This window comes from Parvibaculum sp. (assembly GCF_002684405.1).
In the GTDB taxonomy this organism is placed as follows: domain Bacteria; phylum Pseudomonadota; class Alphaproteobacteria; order Parvibaculales; family Parvibaculaceae; genus Parvibaculum.
Map to the genome: position 1 here is coordinate 16705 of NZ_NYVD01000001.1, position 19681 is coordinate 36385.

Sequence of the window (19681 nt, forward strand, 5' to 3'; positions counted from 1 at the left end):
CCTTAGATATTCAGCTGAATCTGGCGATCGCCGCTTGTGTCGTGGATTGCCGCAGCTTGCCGTGTCAGTTCTGTCCAGTCGGCGATCAATGCGTTGTAGGCCGTGGCCTCCTTCGCATCCTTCCGCTTGTTGGCGCTAATGTCGTAGAGGCAGTAGGCGAGATCCTTCACGGCCTCGGCCTTCGTATTGATCCTCCTTAACAGCACGGCGGTATCGTGCGAAATCCCATCCCGCTCATGCTGTCGGACCAGATGCTGGAGACACTCCCACACTGTCAGGTGACGGTCGTCTTCCGGGTGCCAATCGTTGTTCAACTCGTCGCGCGTAAGTATACGAACCTTGCCGGCGGCGCTTTCCACGATCCCGGCGTGCTTCACACTCTCCACCGAAATTCCGCGGGCGCGGGCGAGGTTATCCGCTATGCCGTAGTCGCCCTTACCCACCCCGTTCTGCTCAAACCAGGTGATGGCAAAACGGGTGTCGGCGTCAAACTCGCCCTGTATGCCGCCGAGATAATCGTCGAGCTCGGCATTGATCAGCTGCAGTGCGGTCTTGACCGTCATCGGGCTGTCGTCGGCCTCGAGTACAGCAGTGTAGCGCGAGAAGACGCCCATGCCGGGGCCGATGGCCGATTGCGGCATGTCGGCCGGAGCAATGTTCGCAGCCTGAAGCTCGGCGATGGCCGCGGGCAGTTCGCGCTTTAAGGCGCGAATGAACTCGGCGCGGGTGATGGTGTCGGCGACGCTCGACCGCACACGGCAAGATAGAACAACAGAGTTTGCAAGTGCGTTCGTGCCAACGGCGATCATGCGACCAGGTTTCTCCGTTCGCATTGGCCAAGTAGCATTGATCTCATAGCCGGACTCAATAACTGCTTGAATGAAAGTTGCCCAGCCAGTCGAGACAATGCCCTGGTCTTCAATTTCGCTCTGCTTGAACGCATAGTATATTGCAGTAGGAAACTGCGGTGAGCTCTGCTCGACCATGTTCTCCACGGCAAGCTTCATGCCGGACAGAAAGAATCCTTCTGCCTTTTCGCTCCCGCCATGCCGATAAGGCGCGGCAATGAGTTCCTCATTCTTTGGCACCGCAAGAGTCCCGGTAATCTCGGGAAAAATCTCCCGCGTGTTTCGACGAAGCCAAACAAAGAAGAAGTCGGAAAGGTCAGCGTACGTGATATTGTCGTAGTAAGGGGGATCGCTGGAGACGACTGATGGACCCGGATACCGAACACTCTGTGCATCCCCTTGGGAAACTTGACCTCGTGCAGCAGGGCAAAACGCACCAAGGGACTTGTAGACCCACTCTACGGATGCGTTTGTCCAGTTTCCGTTACTGTTGCTGAATGGATTGAGCTCAACAAAGTCCCAGACCATAGGCAAAGCCTGTCTCGAGAAGGTGCTTCTTGAGGCCTCAACGGAATTTCGCCAGCTTACTTGCGCACTCCACGCATCTGCGCTCCGATCAATTGCGAAAGCTAAGTAGACACTGACAGCTTCTGCATATGCTCTTGCTCCGCTACCGCCTTGATGAAGCGGGGAATCATCTACTGCGCGACCTGAATTCAACGCGTCCGCCACGATCCGCTCACGAACTTCCTTCAGAAGATCGCAGAACACATTCAACGTAACCAGCTGCCTGTCTGTGAAAAGGTCTCCGAAGCGGGTCAAACCATAGTCAACTGTCCAAAAATTCCGTGGATCGTTGGGCAAGCTGGTATCCGGTTTCCAATTCGGGCTCTCTGAGCGAGCTCGGCTTACGTGTTCTGCATTTGGGGCCACGTAGATACGCCGCCCCTTGCCTTCAGCCGCGATCCCGATGAGCACCGTGCTCATCTTGCCGGATTTCCCCATGTTCTTGACGTAGTCAGGAGTAATCGCCGTGTCGGAGATAAGGCAGCGGAAATTGGCGCCGCGACCTGCCTTTGTCCCATCCTTAGCCTTTGCGATTTCGGCTTTGCTCCCGCGCTCACGGATACGATAGGAAATGCTCTTCGCTTGCCGATCCACTATCGGCTCGATCCAAGCCTCTTTACCCGCCTTTGAGCTCAAGAGAAAACTTGATGCGATAGGGACCTGAACGTCTGAGAATGCCGGATCGGGGCTCGGCACCGTACGTGCCCAAAACCACGCAATCACAGCGCCCTTGCCGCCGCCGTACTCCTTCGGCAGGTCCACCTGCGGGTAGAGATGCCCGATGCGCTCCCACGCCTTCTCCCGCATCCATTCGCCGTAGTATTTCACGTCCTCGGCCAGCCCCTCGGCGTTGCGGTAGAACGACCGCTCCTTGATGCCGGGGTGGATGGGGGGCATGTCCCTGAACTTCGGCGGGATCTCGATCATCGCCTTGCCGATCATCACTGCCACGGGGTTCAGGTCGGACCCATAGGCGGGCAATCCCAGCCGCTGCGCCTCGAGCGGGATAGACCCGCCGCCCGAGAACGGGTCATAGACCGGGGGCAGCTCGCCGCCGCAGCTGCGCCGGATCTCGGCCCGCGCGCGTTCCAGCACCTCCTCGTTGGTCGAGTTCTCCCACTTCACCAGGTCCTCGATGATAGCGAAGAGCCGCTTGCGCTCGATCTCGACCGTCACGTCCTCTATCGTCGGCTCCGGTGTAACCGCCGCCGTCCCCTGCGCCGAAGCCTTGCTCTTCTCCCAAGCAGCGAAACGTTCCGGTAGTTCCGCTTCCGCCTGAGCACGGAGTTTCGAGTCGGCGAGCAGTTCTTCGACGTGAGAGGAAGGATCGTCGACGAGTTGGGCGAAAAGAACAGCTCGACACGCTGCCAACGGCCGTCGCGCCCACCACAGATGCAGCGTTGATGGATGGCCGTGCCTGATCGACTTCTCGCGCGCAGAGGCCGCATTGATCGCTTCGAGCGGAATGGCGACTTCGATGAGTTTCTTTTTGTAAGTTGTCACAGTTCCACCTCGATCCATTCGAAATCAGGAAACGGCTCGCCCGGACGCCGAAGCCTTAGCTCGCCCATCAAGGAACCGTCAGAAAAAACACTGCCGTAAAATGTCCCGCCATCCAGATCGGCGGGCGTGTCTCGCCGCTCCGACGGCTCCAACGCCATCAACTCTGAAGCACCAACCGTTTGTGCCGTCGAACTCAGGGCGCGTAGGACTTTCAGATCAAGGCCGACAAGTTCGATGTCGATGCCATTCCGGAACCAGGGGAAAGGCCAAAACCGCCAGTCTCGGAATTCATCCCAGAATTCGCGGCTAGACAGGTCGGGATACCTCGGCGCCACGGATGCGATGCTGACGGCATATTGGTGTCCACCCACGGAAAGTAGAGGAAACTCGTATCGCCGCGGCTCCCCGTCGCCTTCCCGAAGCCGAGCAGCCGCGTTGTCCAATCCCATCAGCGATAGCCACGAGGCATAATTGGCCCTGCGAACCGTGTCGCGGGGGAATTCGACAGGATTTTCAGGGACCTCCGGTTCAGGGTCGACGAAAGCTATGAGCGATGTCTCGCCGGAAGTATCTCCGGTTTCCCGTAGGAAGGTGCCAATCGCAAAGCTCTTGATTGGCTGGGGGTTAATATGCTTATCCCAACCGTCGAGCTGGGTCAGTCCTTCCCTTAGAGCCCCTTTGATGGGCGGCTTCCGTCCAGGAGTCGTGAACCCACCCTTGGACTCGGCGAGCACCCATTCCTGTAGCGCGTTTTCAGCGATGAAGTCTGGTGCCTTCGTTTTGTCTGCTGGCCATTGCTTATTTTGCGTGGCGGCGCGTTTTTTCCATTCGGTTTCAAAGCGACCGACATAGGCATAGCCGTTGTCCTCCAGGAGGAGTAGAGCCATACCTTGTCCAATCCGACCTGCTATGCCAGTGCCGGCGAAGTCAGCATAGAAATTTGACATGCCCTCGTTCAGGCACCACTCGCTCGCGCTCCAATCGAACAGGTGGCCGTTTTCGAGAAGAAACCCGGTAGCCCCTACCCACCGGATTGGCGCGGCTGGCCACCGCAAGCAATCAGCCTTCTTGACTGCGTGCGCGAGACGCCAGGCACTGAAATTCACGGTGCCCGATGCTTTAGGTAGCGGTCGTGTACGACCGTGGGGCCGCTCCACCTTGGCCTTCGCCAATTCGTGGACGGGGAGGTTGCTGTGCCCGTTAAACGCTCGAAGGACCCGTCTGGAAACGGCACCCCAACGAGCCATGTGGTCGGGCGGCGATGCCGTAGGGCTAGTCGTCGAGGTCATAAACGAGCCTGTAGGTTGCCGGATGAATGGTGATCTCTCCGCCGTCGCGCAGCGCGCGTAGGTGAGTCCCCGTCATCTCGACGGGCTCACCCTCCGGGTTGACGAGAATGAATGAGTAGATGTCCGGCTTCTGATCGAGCAGGCCCCAAATGTCAGCTTCGATCTGAAGCGCGTCGCGCTCCAGACAGTGTTCCTTCGGATAGTAGTGACACAACACTTCGCCGCTCGCCGAGCGGCGCTCCCAGGGAAATCTCGCGCCATTGGCGCGGCCGATCCAGCTTCCGTCCGAATTGAAAAAGCGGTCGTCGCCATCGGCCTTGTACCCGCGAGCGAGCGCGAAACGCGCCATGACACTGGGGCGAGGCGGCTTCGGAGCCGCACGAGGCTTGGTGACGATTTCATCGTCAATCAAGCCATGATCCGGCTCCATGGGCTGCTGCTCGGGTTCGGGTGGTGTGGCTAGCTCATCGTCCTCCGATAGTCGGGTTCCGTCCATCGCGGTCGACGCAACATCCACGCCGGCCTCCACGAAAGACTCGTCTACTACATCATCGTCAATCGGCTCGGCTTCGGGCGGATGTTCGACAACCGGCGCAATAACCTTTTGCTCCGGACCAAGCGTGAAGTTTTCCTCGAGGTAATCCTTGATGTCCTCGGGCGACCGATCGAACGCATAAGCCAAGGCCGCGCGGATATCGGTAGTCAGGTTCTTTCCTATCTCCTCGGGCACGCGCTTGGCGAGCTTCGCCTTCGGTATTGGACTGACAAACAGTTGGCGGTCCAACCACAGGACATCAGTAAGCCGTGCAGTGCCCGCGGGGACACCATCAAGGTAGGGAATGACCTCCAGCTTGGGCGCCTGGACCCAGCTCGTCGCCGCGATCGCTTCTGCTAGTGCTCTCACCCGATCGGTGTCGGCGGGATCAGCAAACTCGATCCGCCCGAGCTGAACTCCAAACGCTGTCAACCAGGCCCGCCGGTCTTCCAGACCCGCAAGTGACGGAGGTTGGTTGAATCGCTCTTCGACAAGGTCCGACAGTGCAGCCATTGACGCGAACGGCACAGCCTGAACCGTGTCGGCCGAGAGCTGACGGAGATCCGCAGTCCTGCGTTTTACCCAATCATGGAGGTGCCCGTAAGTGAACAGGCTCTGCATACTGAGCGTGTACTTGAGTGTGTCCACCGGAACCCACTCGCCCAGCAAGTTCACCCAGTGGCCGCACTCTTCCCAGATTCGTGTGGGGTAGCGTCCCAGTAAGGTGCGAACGCGGCGCGCATCGTCGGGCAACAGCACCTTTTCTGATTCCAGAGTACCCAGCCATTGCAGGGCCAGGTCTGCTGACGGGCGATCAGCGACACCGATGCGCCGCCATAGGCTGAGATCGACCACGGAAGCCCGGATTGTCGCAGCGCCAGGAACATCCTCTTCATCCCCGGATAGGAACACACCACCGGCCGTTACCCACGTGCCGTCGTGGGCGAGAATGAGTTTCTCGGTCCTGAAGGCATCCCTGATGTTCTGCGCGTCCGTGGTCGAGCTTCCGTCAAACATCTGATCGAGACGGCGATACCATTTCTCGACTTCGTGGGTCGGAGCCCTGTCCGACTTCGCCAAGGCGCGCAATCGGTCGAGCAAGCGCTCGGGGCCGCTCGGTGCATTCCGGACGCCAATCAGGTCCAGCAGCGGGCGGGTCGTTTCCCGGTCGAGCAGCCCATGCACGAAGGGCTCGACATCGATCAGCGCTTCCGTCTCCGGGGTGCGCCGCAAAAGATCGCCGGGTTTGTGCAGAAAGCCCCGCACATCGCGAAGGCACGGTAGCTCCCGGAGCCGCGAGGCCCACATCGGAAGTAGACCACGACGCAATACAGTTCGTCGATGGCCGTTAGAAGCTTCCTCGACGATTGTCGCAGATGCCTTCTGTGACCAGAAATCGCTCTTCTCCGCAATCAGCCTCTCCGCGACGGCGGCCCATATGCCGTCGTCCGTCTTTGCTGCGCGCTGCCAATGAGTCCAAAGCTCGGCTGGAAAGTCCCAATCGTGAACATGGAACCAGGGGTCCTTGTACCGATACTCAATCCGTCCCGAGAATGCTCGCTTCTTCAGCTCGACATTCAGCGAAGACTCACGTCCCGAGAACGTCCGCGTCTCTTCAAGGGGAGGGAATGTCCGCAGCCCTGATTTGCCAGAAGAGATCCATTGTAGCCACTCGTCGCGGGTACAGGACTTGAAGCTCGCCACATAATCTGGATGCAGAAACCGTGTTTGCTGGATCGCCTCCGGCAGCAGCTCCTCCAGCGCGCCATTCTCGTCAAACAGCACGGCCTTTTCGATGGAGCGGAGCGTTCGGTCGGCACTGGCGTACCGGAACGATTCACCGATGGTTACACCAAGCTTCGCTGCGATCTGGGCAAGCTGGACGCATTCGACCAACTTTGGTTGGCCGGACTTGAAGTAGTCGGCGGCGACGCGTTCGATCACGGCATTAACGTCGCTGGTCCCGTCAAGGCCGATCTCTTCCAGCACCGCGAAGGCGGCCTCGGCTGTGTCTCCGCGCCCAGTGTCCTTGGCACTTCTGCCGCGGCGCTGTTCAGCTAAGAAACGCGTCCAGTTCTGGTTAAGTACGATCAGATGGTCGGCTAGGAACTCCCAGTCCTCGTCGGACTGCAGCAGCTTCTTCTCGCCGAGTCGTACGACTTCCGAGGCTGAGTAGAGCACTTCCTTGCCTTGGACCGGAACGATCCGCAGGCGGTCGGTGTCGTGCCATTGCCAGCCGGTTACCTCGGGCGCGATATACGACCACAAATTCAGCAGGTGCCGCCACGTGGACGGTCGGGGGAGATGCTTGCTGCGCAATTGCTCAAGCAGATCGGTTTTCGAAAATTCCTCCACTAGGCTCCAATGAACCAGCTTAGTTCGGTCTTTCGACGACACATGCTGGCAGAGCACCGGTCGTGACTGTTCATCGAGCAAGGCCATCGCCTGGTCGGCGGGCCAGATATCAAATATCGGCTGTGGGACAGCGATCGCGCCGTTGGCGGCGGCGACCTGACCTGCTTCGGTGAGCAGGACCGGCCGATCCCCGATCGCTTCGTCAAACGCCAGCTCGACAATGGCGGCACAAGACCCTTCGAGCGTGCTCGCCTCTCGGTCGACGTCCGGGAGAAACCCGTAGGCATCCGCCCTGTCGCGCGGACTGGCCTTGGTCTGTTCGAGCCACTCTGCCATCGCATTGGCGGCGAGCTCTCCGGCGCGCTTCAGCAGCCAGCGATTGGTCGGCGACGTCTCTGGATCCTTGATCTTAAGGCGCGCGGGATCCTGGATGAAGGGAGCGTTGCAGGCGAAGGGAAGCGGGGTCTCAACACCGGTCGGCAGGACCACATAGAGACGTCCTTTTGCTCCCAGGACGATCTCCACCCGGCAGGGTGGAAAGTCGCCGCCGTCCTCGGCGCCAATCATACGCTCCTTGCGGATCTCGTCGAGCGCATCGACCGGAAACTCCTCTTCGGCCGAGCGGACCAGCAGGAAGGGATCATCCGCTTTGTCGTCAAGGGCCATCCATTCGCTATTGGTTATGGGACCCGGGCCGATACTTTGCCAATGCACTGCCTCATCACCGATTTGAAGGCGCCGAATCGTCTTGAAGAAGAGCAGCGACACCGGGCTTTTCAGCCATTCGTCGAGGTTCTTCTCGACCTCACGGCGCAGCAAAGGATTGGCGATTGCCACCTCGACACGCGTGGTTCCCGATGTGGTGTTCCCACCGTCGATCCAGCGCGGTTCGGTAAACCGGGTGCGTTCGAAGGCGACAGCGAGCGTCGGCGTGAAAAGTTCAACCCGATCGCCCAGGCTGAATGTGCTCTTGAAGCCTATTCCCCGAAAGCCGATCGTATGGAGGGCCCGCTTGTTCGAGTAGCCGAAGCGGCAGATCGACGCGAAATGAGCCTCAATGAAGTCTTCGCCATCATGCTCGAACACGAAGCGATCATTCTCAATCGATACCCGCGCTTCCTTGGCGCCAGCATCGTCGGCGTTCTGAAGCAGCTCCGAGAGAATGTGTCGCGGGCTTTGCACCTGCTTGAAGAGCTGGTGCCAAGGACCCGCAAGCTCCGGGTCCGCTTCGAGCTGATCCCAACGTCTCGACGCGCTTTCCCGGATCCGATGAAAATAGTCGGGAGGAGCGGCGGCGCCGGCCGCTATTTGACGCCCCGCGCTCATAGCGGCCACTCAAGTGTTGAGGGAGTGGCCACCAGTTCTGGTCCGCGCGGTGGGGAGCTTTTGCGCCAGCCACCCTTGACCGTTTGGATTGCGGAAATCGGCAAGCGTTGCGCGGCAGCCAGTTCGCACAGTTCGGACACGTGCCAAAATACCGCCCAGTGCCCTTGATTATCCGACGAATATTGCTCCGTGGTCGGGGGGCGATGCATCATGCCTTTTGAATGCTTGCCGTTTCCGCTTTCCTCACAACCGACATACCATCCCACCCAGGACACAATAAAACTGTCCTTCGCCGGCACGTCCTCATGCGACGGATATATGAGGACAGGAACACGCTGACCGGCACGCAGTTCGTCGACTTTGCGGAACAGCTCCCATTTGCGCGAGCCAAACGCAACGAAACCGGTATTGCCGGAGATTTCGGCTCCCGATTGAAGGTGCTCCAGCGGAACAGGGGCGAGGATGGAGAAATCCTGGATATCAGTCACGACACCCCCCTAAGCTGGCTCTTGCGCCCGCTCCAGCAGGCGACGAAGGTCGAATTGAATTGCTGTTTCAAGGAATGACGGCTCCCGCTCGACGAGCGGGCCACGCACGTAGCGCGGTACATGGGCGAAGCCGTCGGCAACCGCTACGATCGCCAGAATGAATTTCTCCGGCTCGTGCAAGGACGTGATGACTTCCTGGCGCGTGATCATCACGGAATTTGCACCATCAATTCGACCTTTGACCTCTATGAACCGCAGGTGCCCGGATTTCGGATCATGTGAAGCAATGTCGTAGCCAACCTTCTGGCCGGAGACATCGACAGGAGCGTGTCCCAGAGCGCGTTCCGCCGCCATCACCGCTTGCATCGCGGCGATCTCGATTTTCTTGCGAGCTGCGGGGTCTTCCGCGAAATGGTCTCGAACTCGGGGGGCATCCCGCGCGGCCAGAAGGCCATGCGGAATGACCACCATGCCGCCGCGCACTCGTGGCGGTTGGGATGAAATAAACCGCTCCTGCTCAAGCTGGTCCATCCGGCGCTTCTGCCGCTCCGCGAGCTCCTCGGCACGACGCTGCGCGTTCTGCCAGTTTAGCCGGGTTCGCTTACCGGCCTTTTCTTCTTCCTTCAGTTCGAAGGCTCGCGAGTCCCAGTAATTGATCTCCTTCTTCAATCGGGCACGGACCTCCTGCTCGACCTTCTCAACTTCAGGCAACCGGCGGGCCTTGACCTCAGAGACATGTTCCTGGGCCAGTTCCACCGTGGCAAACCTGATCGCAGACTTTTCCAGTTCGCTGGTCAGCCATTCTTCATCGAGCAGATCACGCACAGCGTCGATCTCTTCTGTCTTTGCCGGTCGCAGGTTGAGATGAGGCGCGAGTCCAGCGTTGACCGTCTCGCCGGCCCGGTCGATTGCGGCGAACTGGAGCCGCTGCGAGATCACATGCGGCTTCCCTGCGCTTGTGGTCCGGCCGTCCTGTACCGTGTGCTCCAGAAGGAAGATTGCCGAAATCGCATCGCCCGGATCCGTCTCGTCGACCATGATCGCACCTTGGCGCATGATCTGCTCATATTGCTCGCGGATCAGGCTGATTACGGCCTCCAGAAGCGGGTGACCGGGACAGACAAATGAAGCGACTGGCTGCTGGTTGATCTGGGCTTTGTCGAAACAAATCCGTTCATATTGTTTCTGAACAGGCGCTCCGATACCGATCTGCCGATCGCGCTCGCGGATGCGCACCGGAACGTGCGTGATCTCCCAGCGCCCGTCTTCGCGACGCTTGAGACGACCACCGAGATGCTGGAACGCCTCAATGAAAAAGCTCTGGATGTGATGAGGCTGGAGCCGCTGCGCTTCGGCACGCTCCATTTCCAGCCGCAGCTCATCGACCTTGGCCGCGGGCATTGTGTCGTTGGTCAGCGCGCGCCGCCGAAGCAACTCCAACAGATGGGATTGATCGACTGCTCCATCTACCTGGCGGAAGAGGTGTGCTTTCACATCCTCCCGCTCGCTGTACTGAACCGCCTGGAAGAGTAGATCCTTGAGCGACGTTCCTTCAAATAGCTCGCCCAGCACATCATAGACGCGACCGCCCAATGCCTCCCGCGCCGTCTCCAGTTTTTCAAGGAGCCGCGCATAGACTTCACCTTCGCGCGTGTCAGCCGCCACGAGATTCCACAAGTGACATACCTCGGACTGCCCGATTCTGTGGATGCGACCGAACCTCTGCTCGATCTTGTTGGGATTCCATGGAAGGTCGTAGTTGACCATCAGATGCCCGCGCTGAAGGTTCACGCCCTCGCCGGCCGCGTCGTTTGCGATAAGGACAAGCAGGTCCTTGTCCTGCATGAATCGCTCGATAACTTTTCGACGTTCCTCGCGCGATACACCGCCGTGAATCACGTCGACTGCTTCGGGATTGCCGAGGCGCGCACGTACCTTGTCGAGAAGATAGTGAAGCGTGTCTTTGGGTTCTGTGAAGATGATCAACTTACGGCGATTGCCCGCCGCGTCAGTCATGAGATCATCGTCGAGAATACGATTGAGTTCGGTCCACTTCGTGTCCACGCCGGAACGCAGGACGCCCATGGCTTTGGACTCGAGGTCTTTCAGCGTCTCGACTTCCAGCGCAAGCTGTTCGATCGTCTCAGCCGTCGTTGCGCCGGTCGAAATCAGATCTTCAAGTTCGTCGATCTCGTCCTGGCCGTATTCCTCGATGTTGCCCAGCATATCGGCGTTGAGCGCCGGCTCGGCGACCCCGGCACGGCGCCCCTTGGCCGCCAGCCGCGCTTCGCCCAACTCTGTCTCCAAACGCTCGCGACGGCGTTTCAGCGACTGGTAGATTGCTGCCGGAGATGAAGCGAGGCGCCGTTGCAGGATCTGTAATGCAAAACCAACATTGTTGCGCTTCTTGTTATCCCCTTCAGCAAACCGCTGCACACGGTTCATTTCGGTACGCACATACTCGGTGACGGCAGTATAAAGGGCGGCCTCGCCTTCAGAGAGCTCGTACTTGACGGTGCGGGCACGACGCGGCGGGAAAAGCGGCCGGCCGTCGAACTTGAGCAATTCCTCCTTCGTCAGCCGCCTCATCATGTCTTCGGTGTCGGCGTAGTGTACGCCATCCCGGAAACGGCCTTCGAAGCGATCGCCGTCGAGCAGCGCCATGAAGAGTTGGAAGTCCTCCTCCTTGCCATTGTGTGGGGTCGCCGACATGAGCAGGAGATGACGACAAACTTGCCCAAGCTTCTGCCCGACTTGATAGCGGCGTGTGTATTTCACCTCGCCGCCAAAATACGTCGCTGACATGCGATGTGCTTCGTCACAGACGATCAGATCCCATTCGCGGGCGCTCATAAGCTTCTCCTGAAGCTCCTCATTGCGCGCCAACACATCGAGCCGGACAATCAACCGGTCTCGATCGCTGAACGGGTTGCCCGACCGCGAGGTTTCGATCATGTCACGTGTGAGGATGTCGAATTCCAGATCAAATTTTTGCCCGAGTTCGTCTTGCCACTGCTCAACAAGACTGCCAGGCGCGACGATCAGGCATCGTTCGAGATCACTTCGTGCGATCAACTCCTTGATGAGCAGGCCGGCCATGATCGTCTTACCGGCACCAGGGTCGTCTGCGAGGAGGAAACGCAACGGCTGGCGCGGCAGCATCTCGCCGTATACTGCTGAGATCTGGTGCGGCAACGGATCGACCAGGCTGGTGTGAATGGCGAGGTAGGGGTCGAAATAGTGTGCCAACTTGATGCGGTTGGCCTCGGTCACGAGACGCAAAAGCGCGCCATCGGCATCGAACGACCAGGCTCGACCGCTCTGCTCCACCTCAAGGCGATGTTCATCGTCGCGATAGAGGACCGACTCCGCCACCGCTCCGTTATGGTCGCGGTAGACGACGTTAATCGCCTGGTCGCCAATCCAGTCGACCGAAACGACATGTACCGGCCTCGCCGAGGCAATACCGCAAATCGACGCGCCGTTCTTTACGTCCTCGAGTTTTGCACCCATCAGTCGACGCTTCCCCCCGAAATCTTCATAGCTGAAGCTCCGCCTTTTCCAGCGCCGCCTCAGTCTCCTTGCGGTTTAATGCAACGATATGCTGCGTACGAGGGCTTTGCTTTGCCGCATCCACAAGCAAGCCTAGTCGCTTGAGAACATAGAACAGCATCGCATAGCGAACCGAAAGAACGCCGCTCCCGTGGTCGAACCCGTAGTCTTTGGCGACAACTTTTTTCTGGCTCTCCGTCAGATCGGGATGCGGACCGATGACCACGTCGAAAAAGTTGTTCCACAGCCAGTCCTGCTCGCCAGTTGCACCTGAGTCGCCTTTGCGGCCGACTTCAAGCATCCGTGGCAACAGGAAGTCCTTGAACTTGTGCTCGAGATGACAATAGGCGCGAACATGCCAACGGAACCCGTCATAGCCAAACGCATGCGGCGTGATCCTTCGCCAAATCGGATCCGGACGAACTTTGTTCATAGACTGATAGAAGACATCCACGGAGACGCCTTCGCGCACGGCATCGAGAATCTTGCGCAGAACCTCGATGTCGACATCCCGCTTGGGCGTTAGCGCAACATCGGTCTTGGGGAGTTCCGCAATCCAGGAATCATTGGACGGGACGGAGCCTTCGGCAACTGAACGAAGCTGGGCAAGATAGACATAAGGGTCGGGATCCAGGAAGCGCAGGACAAACTTCTTGGCAGCGACATAGCGCTTGCCGCGCTTGTCATACTCCATGTTTCCGGGCGCCCTCTCCTGATAAAGCGTCAGGTCTTTCGAAGACTGCGGAATCGACACGCCAAAAAACTCAACGATGTCAGCGCGGTTGATCGAGCCCTCCCAGAACAGGCGAAACTCAATAAATTCAAGCCTTTGCTCAACACCCCAGCGCACTCTCGGCTCCCTGATTGCCAAAAACTATACGGCTGGCCGCATCGATGAGACTATAAACTATATGGACATCGCGACCAGTCCGTGTAATTATTATTCCCATTACGGCCGTTCGTCAACGGCAGAACATCGCTAATTTCCGAAGGAGAGGGTGATGCCCAAGCGCAGTGCAAACCGTGAGGTCACCGGCAAGAAGGCGGCGAGCGCAGCCGCGAAGGTCTTGCGGGACCCAAAAAGCAGCAAGGCCGCCAAGAGCGCGGCAGCGTCGGCGCTGACCCAGCGCCCGAACAAGAAGTAACCCGGAAAGGGGGCAGCGATGACGGCCGCGAAGCGATCCACCCTTGTCGTGTATGGTCGCCTGGCAATGCGGGAGGCCCGCCTTGCGGCTGCCCGCAGCGGTCAACACGGCCTCCAGATCATGTCGTTCGAACAAGCCGCGGTGCGGCTCGCGGGCGGCTTCGCCCGCGCGATCGACGAAGAGAGTCTGCGCGCGGCGATCCAGATGGCCCTCCCTGAAACACCGATGGGCGAACTGGAAGATATCAAGATGCTGCCGGGCATGATCGGCGCGGCCGCCGACACACTGCACAAGGCGTGGCGGGCAGGTATCGATCTTGCCTCCAGGTCAGCTGATCATCCAAGGCTTGAAGCCATCGCTCGCCTGGAAGCCGCTGTTCTCACCGAGCTTCCGGGCGGCATGATGCGTCCGATCGATATCGTCGCCGCAGCCATCAGCCGGATCACCCATGCGCCCGCCATATTCGGCTCGATGGAAATCGTCGGACTGACCGAACTGTCTCCCTGCTGGCGGCCTCTGCTGAAGGCGCTCGCCGAGCACATGCCCATGCAATGGACGTCAGGTCCTCGCCCTGTCCCGGCCTGGCTCAAGGAAAGCGGCGTTGCTGTCGCTCGAGGCGATGCTGAGGCGCCGGCCATTCGATCCGTCAGTGCCGCGACCGCTTACCATGAGGCAGTCGAGACACTGCGTTGGGTCCGGTCGCTGCTTGCGTCGGGCATATCGCCCGCCGACATTGCCATCGCCACCGCGTCGCCGGCCGACTACGACGATCACTTTCTCGCGCTGCGCGCCGATGCCAATATCGATTTGCATTTCGTCCATGGCGTCCCGGCCGTCACCACACGTGACGGACAAGCGGCAGCGGCACTCGCCGACATCGTCGTGCGCGGGCTTTCGCAGTCGCGCTTGCGCCGTCTCGCAGCCCTGTGCCGCAATTCTGCACCTCTGGCTTCCCTTCCTGATGGCTGGATGCGCGTCCTTCCAAGCGATGCACCCCTGTCAACGCCGTCCGCCTGGAACCAACTGCTGGCGCGCCTCGCGCCGGACGACTGGCCCGACGGCATGGATCACGCCCCGGTGTTGCGTGCTGCGGTCGATCTGCTGGCAAAGGGACCGGACGCGGTACAGGAGATCGGTGAAGCCTTCCTTATGGGCCGGGCATTGTCCATCTGGCGCAAAGCCCTTCTGGCAGGGCCCGCCGGCGCGATCGACAGCACGCTGGAATCACTGAAACAGGATGACGGGCTCGATGCCTCCGTCTCCGTGGCCTGGATGCCGGCCAGCGCCCTCGCCGCGTCGCCGCGACGCTTCGCTCGGCTGATCGGTCTCAATTCCTCCCGCTGGCCACGCGGGATCGCCGAAGATCGGCTGATCCCGGACCATATCATTCCAACGGGCGAGCTCGACCCGCTTCCCGTCAATCTCGCAGATCGCCGTGACTTTGATACGATCCTCGCCACTACGGGCAGCGACGTCGTCCTCTCCCGCGCTCGACGCGATAGCGACGGCCGGCTGCTGGGTCGCAGCCCCCTCCTCGCCACCTATGACGAGGAAGCCTATCTGCGGCGCAACGCCGTTCCCGCCCATGCCTTCAGTGAAACCGACCGGCTGTTGGCGCGGCCGCAGGAATTCGCCGCCGATCCCCAGGCATTGAGTGCGCGTTCCTGCTGGCGCGATTGGCGCATGGCCGATGTGACAGCTCATGATGGCCTGGTCAGGTCCGATCATCCTTTGGTTCTCGCGATCCTCGGGCGGACCCAGTCGGCGAGCTCGCTCAAGACACTGCTGCGCAGCCCCCTCAATTTCCTCTGGCGCTATGCTCTCGGTTGGAAATCCCCGCAAGGCAGTGCCGAGCCGCTCGTGCTTGACGCCCTGCAAACCGGCGACCTCATCCATCTGGTGCTCGACCGCGCCCTGCGAAACCTCGAAGCGACGGGCGGCCTGGCGTCGGCCGACGTGGCTGCCATCCAGGCTGCGGTGGACGAAGCCGCTGGTGCGGTGGCTGCCGAGTGGGAAAGCGAGCGGCCCGTTCCGCCCGCTGTTATCTGGGGCCGGACGCTCGGGGACGCGCGCGCTCTTGCCGGACAGGCGCTTGCCTATGGCAATGATCATTTGCCGGGCAGCCGATCCTTTGGCGAAGTCCCGTTCGGCGGGTCCGAGCCCAAGTCGGAGGCGGCACTGCCCTGGGACGCCAGTGTGCCGGTGATCATCCCCGACACCGGATTTCACATTGCCGGCTATATCGACCGGCTCGACATCGCTGATGACGGCAGCCGGGCACTCGTGCGCGACTACAAGACCGGCAAGCCGCCCAAAGGCGACATACGCGTGAACGGCGGCCGCGAGCTTCAGCGTTGCCTTTATGCCTTCGCCGTCAAGGCGCTCCTGGGCGACCACATCGCGATCAGCGCCTCGCTGCTCTATCCGCGTGAACCGCTTGATCTCCAGCTCGACGAGCCGGAGATCGTCCTGGCGGAGATCAAGGCATATCTGCGGGCGGCGAGAACCGCCTTGGTCAGCGGCGCTGCACTGCCCGGGCCGGATACGGGAAGCGACTATGACGATCTCGCCTTTGCCCTGCCGGCAAACGCAGGCGCCACCTACTGCAAACGCAAACAAGCCGCCTCGACTGAGCGGCTCAGCGAGGTCGCGCCGATCTGGGAGGCGGAATGATGAGCAGCGTGAAAGTTCTGAATGATGATGGTGCCCGGCATGACGCGATCAGCCGTCACGACCGATCCATTCTGGTTGAGGCCGGCGCGGGATCGGGCAAGACCGCCGTGATGGCCGGCAGGATCGCTGTCATGCTAGCGCAGGGCGTCACGCCAAGTTCCATCGCGGCAGTCACGTTTACCGAACTGGCGGCCAGCGAGCTCCTCCTGCGCGTTCGGGATTTCGTCGAAGATCTCGCCGCCGGCCATATCGCACCGGAGCTCCGCGCCGGCCTGCCGGAGGGACTGTCTGCGGCACAGCGCGAGAATCTGATGTCGGCCAGCACGGCGATCGACGAAATCACCTGCTCGACCATCCACGGCTTCTGCCAGCGATTGATCAAGCCCTACCCGGCGGAAGCGGATATCGATCCGGGCGCAGCGGTCATCGACCGCAACCAGGCCGATCTCAACTTCCTCGAAATCGTCGATGGCTGGCTGCGCGAACGATTGTCTGGCGATCAGGGCGGTGTCCTCGCCGAGATGGTGCTGCATAACCCGGGAGAGACCGTCGCTCTGATGCACAAGATCGCCGAAGCCCTCCGGCGGTCGAGGAATCTGGTCGCACCGGAGGCGATGCCCTTTGCAGGTCACCTGCAAGCCTTCCAGCAGGCGGCCGACGAACTTTCGGCCTTTATGCAAGGCGCCGGCGTCGATGAGCCGGAAACGGAGGTCTTCGCCGCGCGCTTTTCTGAAATGGCGGCTGCCCTTCCATCGGCTGCAGATGGTTCCACACCCGCCGGGCTCGTCGGGTTGCTGGTTGCACGCCCGCATCCCGACCTTACGACCGGGACGGGCAGCTTTTACGCCTACCGCAAGAAGGGCAAATGGGCGGCAGCGGCAAAGCAGGCAGGGCTGTCCAAGGCAGACGGCGACAGGCTGAACGATACGGCCAGCGGCCTGTACGAGGCGTGCTGTGCCGCGTGGACCGCACTGCTCCAGGCGGTATCCGGCCAGGTCCTTACGATATTGATCGACGAAGCACGCACAATCCTTGCGCGCTATCGTGAGCACAAGCGCGCCAGCGCCCANCTCGATTTNGACGATCTCATCTACGCCGCNCGNGACCTGTTGCGCGACCATGAAACTGTGCGACAGGCGCTCGGCCAGAGGTATTCAAAGGTNTTGGTCGACGAGTTTCAGGANACCGACCCNCTNCANGCCGAAATCTTCTGGCGTCTATGCGGTGATCCCGGTGATGATCCGCAGGACTGGACGCGNTTCCGGATTCGGCCGGGCGCACTCTTCTTGGTTGGCGACCCCAAGCAGGCAATCTATCGNTTCCGCGGCGCGGATGTCGGCGCTTANGTCCAGGCNCGCACGGCCTTCTCGACACANGACGCGGACGGCCTCGTCTCGATCTCGACCAATTTCCGTTCCTGTGCCTCGATCCTCACNTTCGTCAACGAACGGTTCGAGNNTGTNCTNTCGGCTGATGGCCAGCCCGGCTTCACAGCGCTNGATCCCTTCCACGACGATCCGGAAGACGGCGTCTGCGTCNCGGCGATCGATATCGCGGTCGCTGACGAGAACGGCAAGGCCAGNGCCGAGCAACGACGCGACGCCGAAGCCGAAGCGGTGGCTGAACTTTGCGCACGCTTGATCGGCAGCCATCCGGTCCAGGATCGCAAAGCCGGTGCACAACGCCCCTGCCAGCCGGGCGACNTCGCCTTGCTCGCCCCGACCGGCGCGGAACTCTGGCGCTATGAAGAAGCCCTTGAGCNCCGGGGCATCCCGGTCGCAACCCAGGCCGGCAAAGGTCTGTTTCGCCGGCAGGAAGTGCAGGANCTTATCGCGATCACGCGNGTTCTCGCCGATCGTCGTGATACGCTGGCGCTCGGCGCATTGCTGCGCGGCCCGCTTGTNGGGCTCAGCGAAGAGGANCTNCTGGACATCGTCTGGGCGCTTCCGCGTTCGGAAGAAGAACCCGNCCGNATCCCNCGGNTCGACCTCGGCGTCGACCNCGCGGCAATAGTGCATCCGCTGGCGCGCGATGNGATCGAGCGGCTGCAAGNGCTCCAGAAACGCGCCAANAGCACGACACCNCACGATCTTCTTTCGCAGGCCGTCGACGTCCTTCGGGTACGCCCGGTTCTTCTGGAGCGGCATCGCGGTCAGGCAGAACGAGCNCTTGCCAATGTCGATCTCTATCTCAGCCTCGCCGTCAGCTATGCGGTACGGGGTCTGCGGGCCTTTTCCGAGGCAATGACGGCGGCATGGNCGGATGAGGCCCGCGCGGTGGAAGGCCGGCCNGATGCGCAGGANGAAGCCGTCGCCCTCTACACGATGCATGCCGCNAAAGGNCTTGAATGGCCGGTCGTCATCCCCATCAACACNATGACNGGGGTNATGGCGCCCGANAGCGCTGTGACCGATCGCCAGACTGATACCTTCTACTGCCCGGTTCTGGGTGTCCCTCCGTCCGGCTATGACGCGGCGCGGCAGGCAGAGAAGGATGAACTGGANNGCGAGCGGGTCCGGCTCTGGTATGTCGCNGCAACCCGCGCCCGGGAACTCTTGNTCTTGCCGCGGCTCGACGTAACGCCTTCGAAATCAGCCTGGATCGGCCTGGTGGACCTGTCCCTGACAGATCTCCCTCACCTNGACGTGTCGCATCTGCCGCTCGACNCGATCGCGGNGACAGNCGNTNCNGNAAACGNNCAGACACGGGAGAGTTTCGCCACTGAGGCNNNTGCGATTGNCGAAAGGCAGATGCANCTGACCTGGCTTGCGCCGAGCCGCGACGAGACGACNACNGGTTCNGTGCTTCAGGAAGAAGAACCGGACATCTGGGCCGGTTCGGCTGATGCTCNGGNGCCNGACNCCGANGCGCNCGCCTCCNTCCNGGGCGGNCGCGANCGTGGNNTGATCCTTCACAAGCTCATNGAAGAAGTCCTGACAGGGGAATGCNACGANGCCGNCGAGGCGCTCACCGCGCGTGCNNNNGACCTNATNNNTGCGCTCGGCNAGGAGCCNNCCTCCGATCCGGCGNACGGGCTTTNGCCTGAGGAACTGGCCGGTTGCGTGACGCGAACGCTGGCCTTGTCGGAGGTGGCGGNNTTGCGTCCCTCATTGCTCGCTGANTTTCCGGTNTATGCCNTTCAGCANGAGNANGCCGANCTGGTTGCGACGGCGGGCATCGCGGACGCNNTTNCGGTTNATCCGGAAGGTCGGCCAGCCGTCGTGATCGACTGGAAGAGCGANGTGAATCCCNCCCAGGAGACNCTTGATCACTATCGGGCTCAGGTGCGTGCCTATCTCGANATGACCGGNGCCGAACGGGGCCTGATCGTTCTGATGACGAACGGGACGGTGATCACCGTCCCGCCTTCTCCCCAGACGATTGCGGCATAGCCGAGGAC

Annotated in this window: 8 protein-coding genes and 1 pseudogene; 3 read left to right on the plus strand and 6 right to left on the minus strand. The window is 60.8% G+C overall.

Going from position 1 to position 19681, the window contains the following annotated elements; genetic code table 11:
• Nucleotides 1–2: 2 nt before the first annotated feature.
• From CMI59_RS00110 to CMI59_RS00135, 6 genes are all read right to left on the minus strand, one after another.
• On the minus strand, nucleotides 3–2918 hold the full coding sequence (locus CMI59_RS00110; RefSeq protein WP_293323053.1) for a DUF1156 domain-containing protein: 2916 nt from the start codon (nucleotides 2916–2918) through the stop codon (nucleotides 3–5).
• Nucleotides 2915–3805 (minus strand): hypothetical protein, encoded by an 891-nt coding sequence (locus CMI59_RS00115; protein ID WP_293323055.1) that lies wholly within the window; start codon nucleotides 3803–3805, stop codon nucleotides 2915–2917. Before CMI59_RS00115 ends, CMI59_RS00110 begins: the two co-directional genes overlap by 4 nt.
• A gap of 385 nt (nucleotides 3806–4190) precedes the next feature.
• Nucleotides 4191–8423, minus strand: coding sequence for an ATPase (locus CMI59_RS00120; protein WP_293323057.1), 4233 nt, complete (start codon nucleotides 8421–8423; stop codon nucleotides 4191–4193).
• Complete coding sequence (locus CMI59_RS00125; protein ID WP_293323059.1) at nucleotides 8420–8911, minus strand: hypothetical protein; 492 nt, start codon at nucleotides 8909–8911, stop codon at nucleotides 8420–8422. The genes CMI59_RS00120 and CMI59_RS00125 overlap by 4 nt, the downstream gene beginning before the upstream one ends.
• A 9-nt stretch (nucleotides 8912–8920) precedes the next feature.
• Complete coding sequence (locus CMI59_RS00130; protein ID WP_293323061.1) at nucleotides 8921–12424, minus strand: helicase-related protein; 3504 nt, start codon at nucleotides 12422–12424, stop codon at nucleotides 8921–8923.
• Between the two features lie 25 nt (nucleotides 12425–12449).
• On the minus strand, nucleotides 12450–13313 hold the full coding sequence (locus CMI59_RS00135) for a WYL domain-containing protein (RefSeq protein ID WP_293323063.1): 864 nt from the start codon (nucleotides 13311–13313) through the stop codon (nucleotides 12450–12452).
• A gap of 151 nt (nucleotides 13314–13464) precedes the next feature.
• On the opposite strand from CMI59_RS00135, the gene CMI59_RS00140 reads away from it, so the two are divergent.
• From CMI59_RS00140 to CMI59_RS00150, 3 genes and pseudogenes are all read left to right on the plus strand, one after another.
• The gene (locus CMI59_RS00140; protein WP_293323065.1) at nucleotides 13465–13608 is read left to right on the plus strand and encodes a hypothetical protein; all 144 of its coding nucleotides are present in this window, start codon (nucleotides 13465–13467) and stop codon (nucleotides 13606–13608) included.
• Nucleotides 13609–13626: 18 nt separating this feature from the next.
• Nucleotides 13627–16281: a PD-(D/E)XK nuclease family protein gene (locus CMI59_RS00145; protein ID WP_293323067.1), complete on the plus strand. Its 2655-nt coding sequence runs from the start codon at nucleotides 13627–13629 to the stop codon at nucleotides 16279–16281.
• Nucleotides 16278–19673, plus strand: a pseudogene (locus CMI59_RS00150) (UvrD-helicase domain-containing protein). The gene CMI59_RS00145 and the pseudogene CMI59_RS00150 overlap by 4 nt, the downstream one beginning before the upstream one ends.
• The last annotated feature ends 8 nt before the right edge of the window (nucleotides 19674–19681 follow it).

What these genes read in the sequence shown, in the direction of transcription:
- CMI59_RS00115 (WP_293323055.1), bottom strand. Translation starts at nt 3,805, where the DNA reads ATGGCTCTACTCCTCCTGGAGGACAACGGCTATGCCTATGTCGGTCGC.
- CMI59_RS00130 (WP_293323061.1), bottom strand. Translation starts at nt 12,424, where the DNA reads ATGGGTGCAAAACTCGAGGACGTAAAGAACGGCGCGTCGATTTGCGGT.
- CMI59_RS00145 (WP_293323067.1), top strand. Translation starts at nt 13,627, where the DNA reads ATGACGGCCGCGAAGCGATCCACCCTTGTCGTGTATGGTCGCCTGGCA.
- CMI59_RS00140 (WP_293323065.1), top strand. Translation starts at nt 13,465, where the DNA reads ATGCCCAAGCGCAGTGCAAACCGTGAGGTCACCGGCAAGAAGGCGGCG.
- CMI59_RS00120 (WP_293323057.1), bottom strand. Translation starts at nt 8,423, where the DNA reads ATGAGCGCGGGGCGTCAAATAGCGGCCGGCGCCGCCGCTCCTCCCGAC.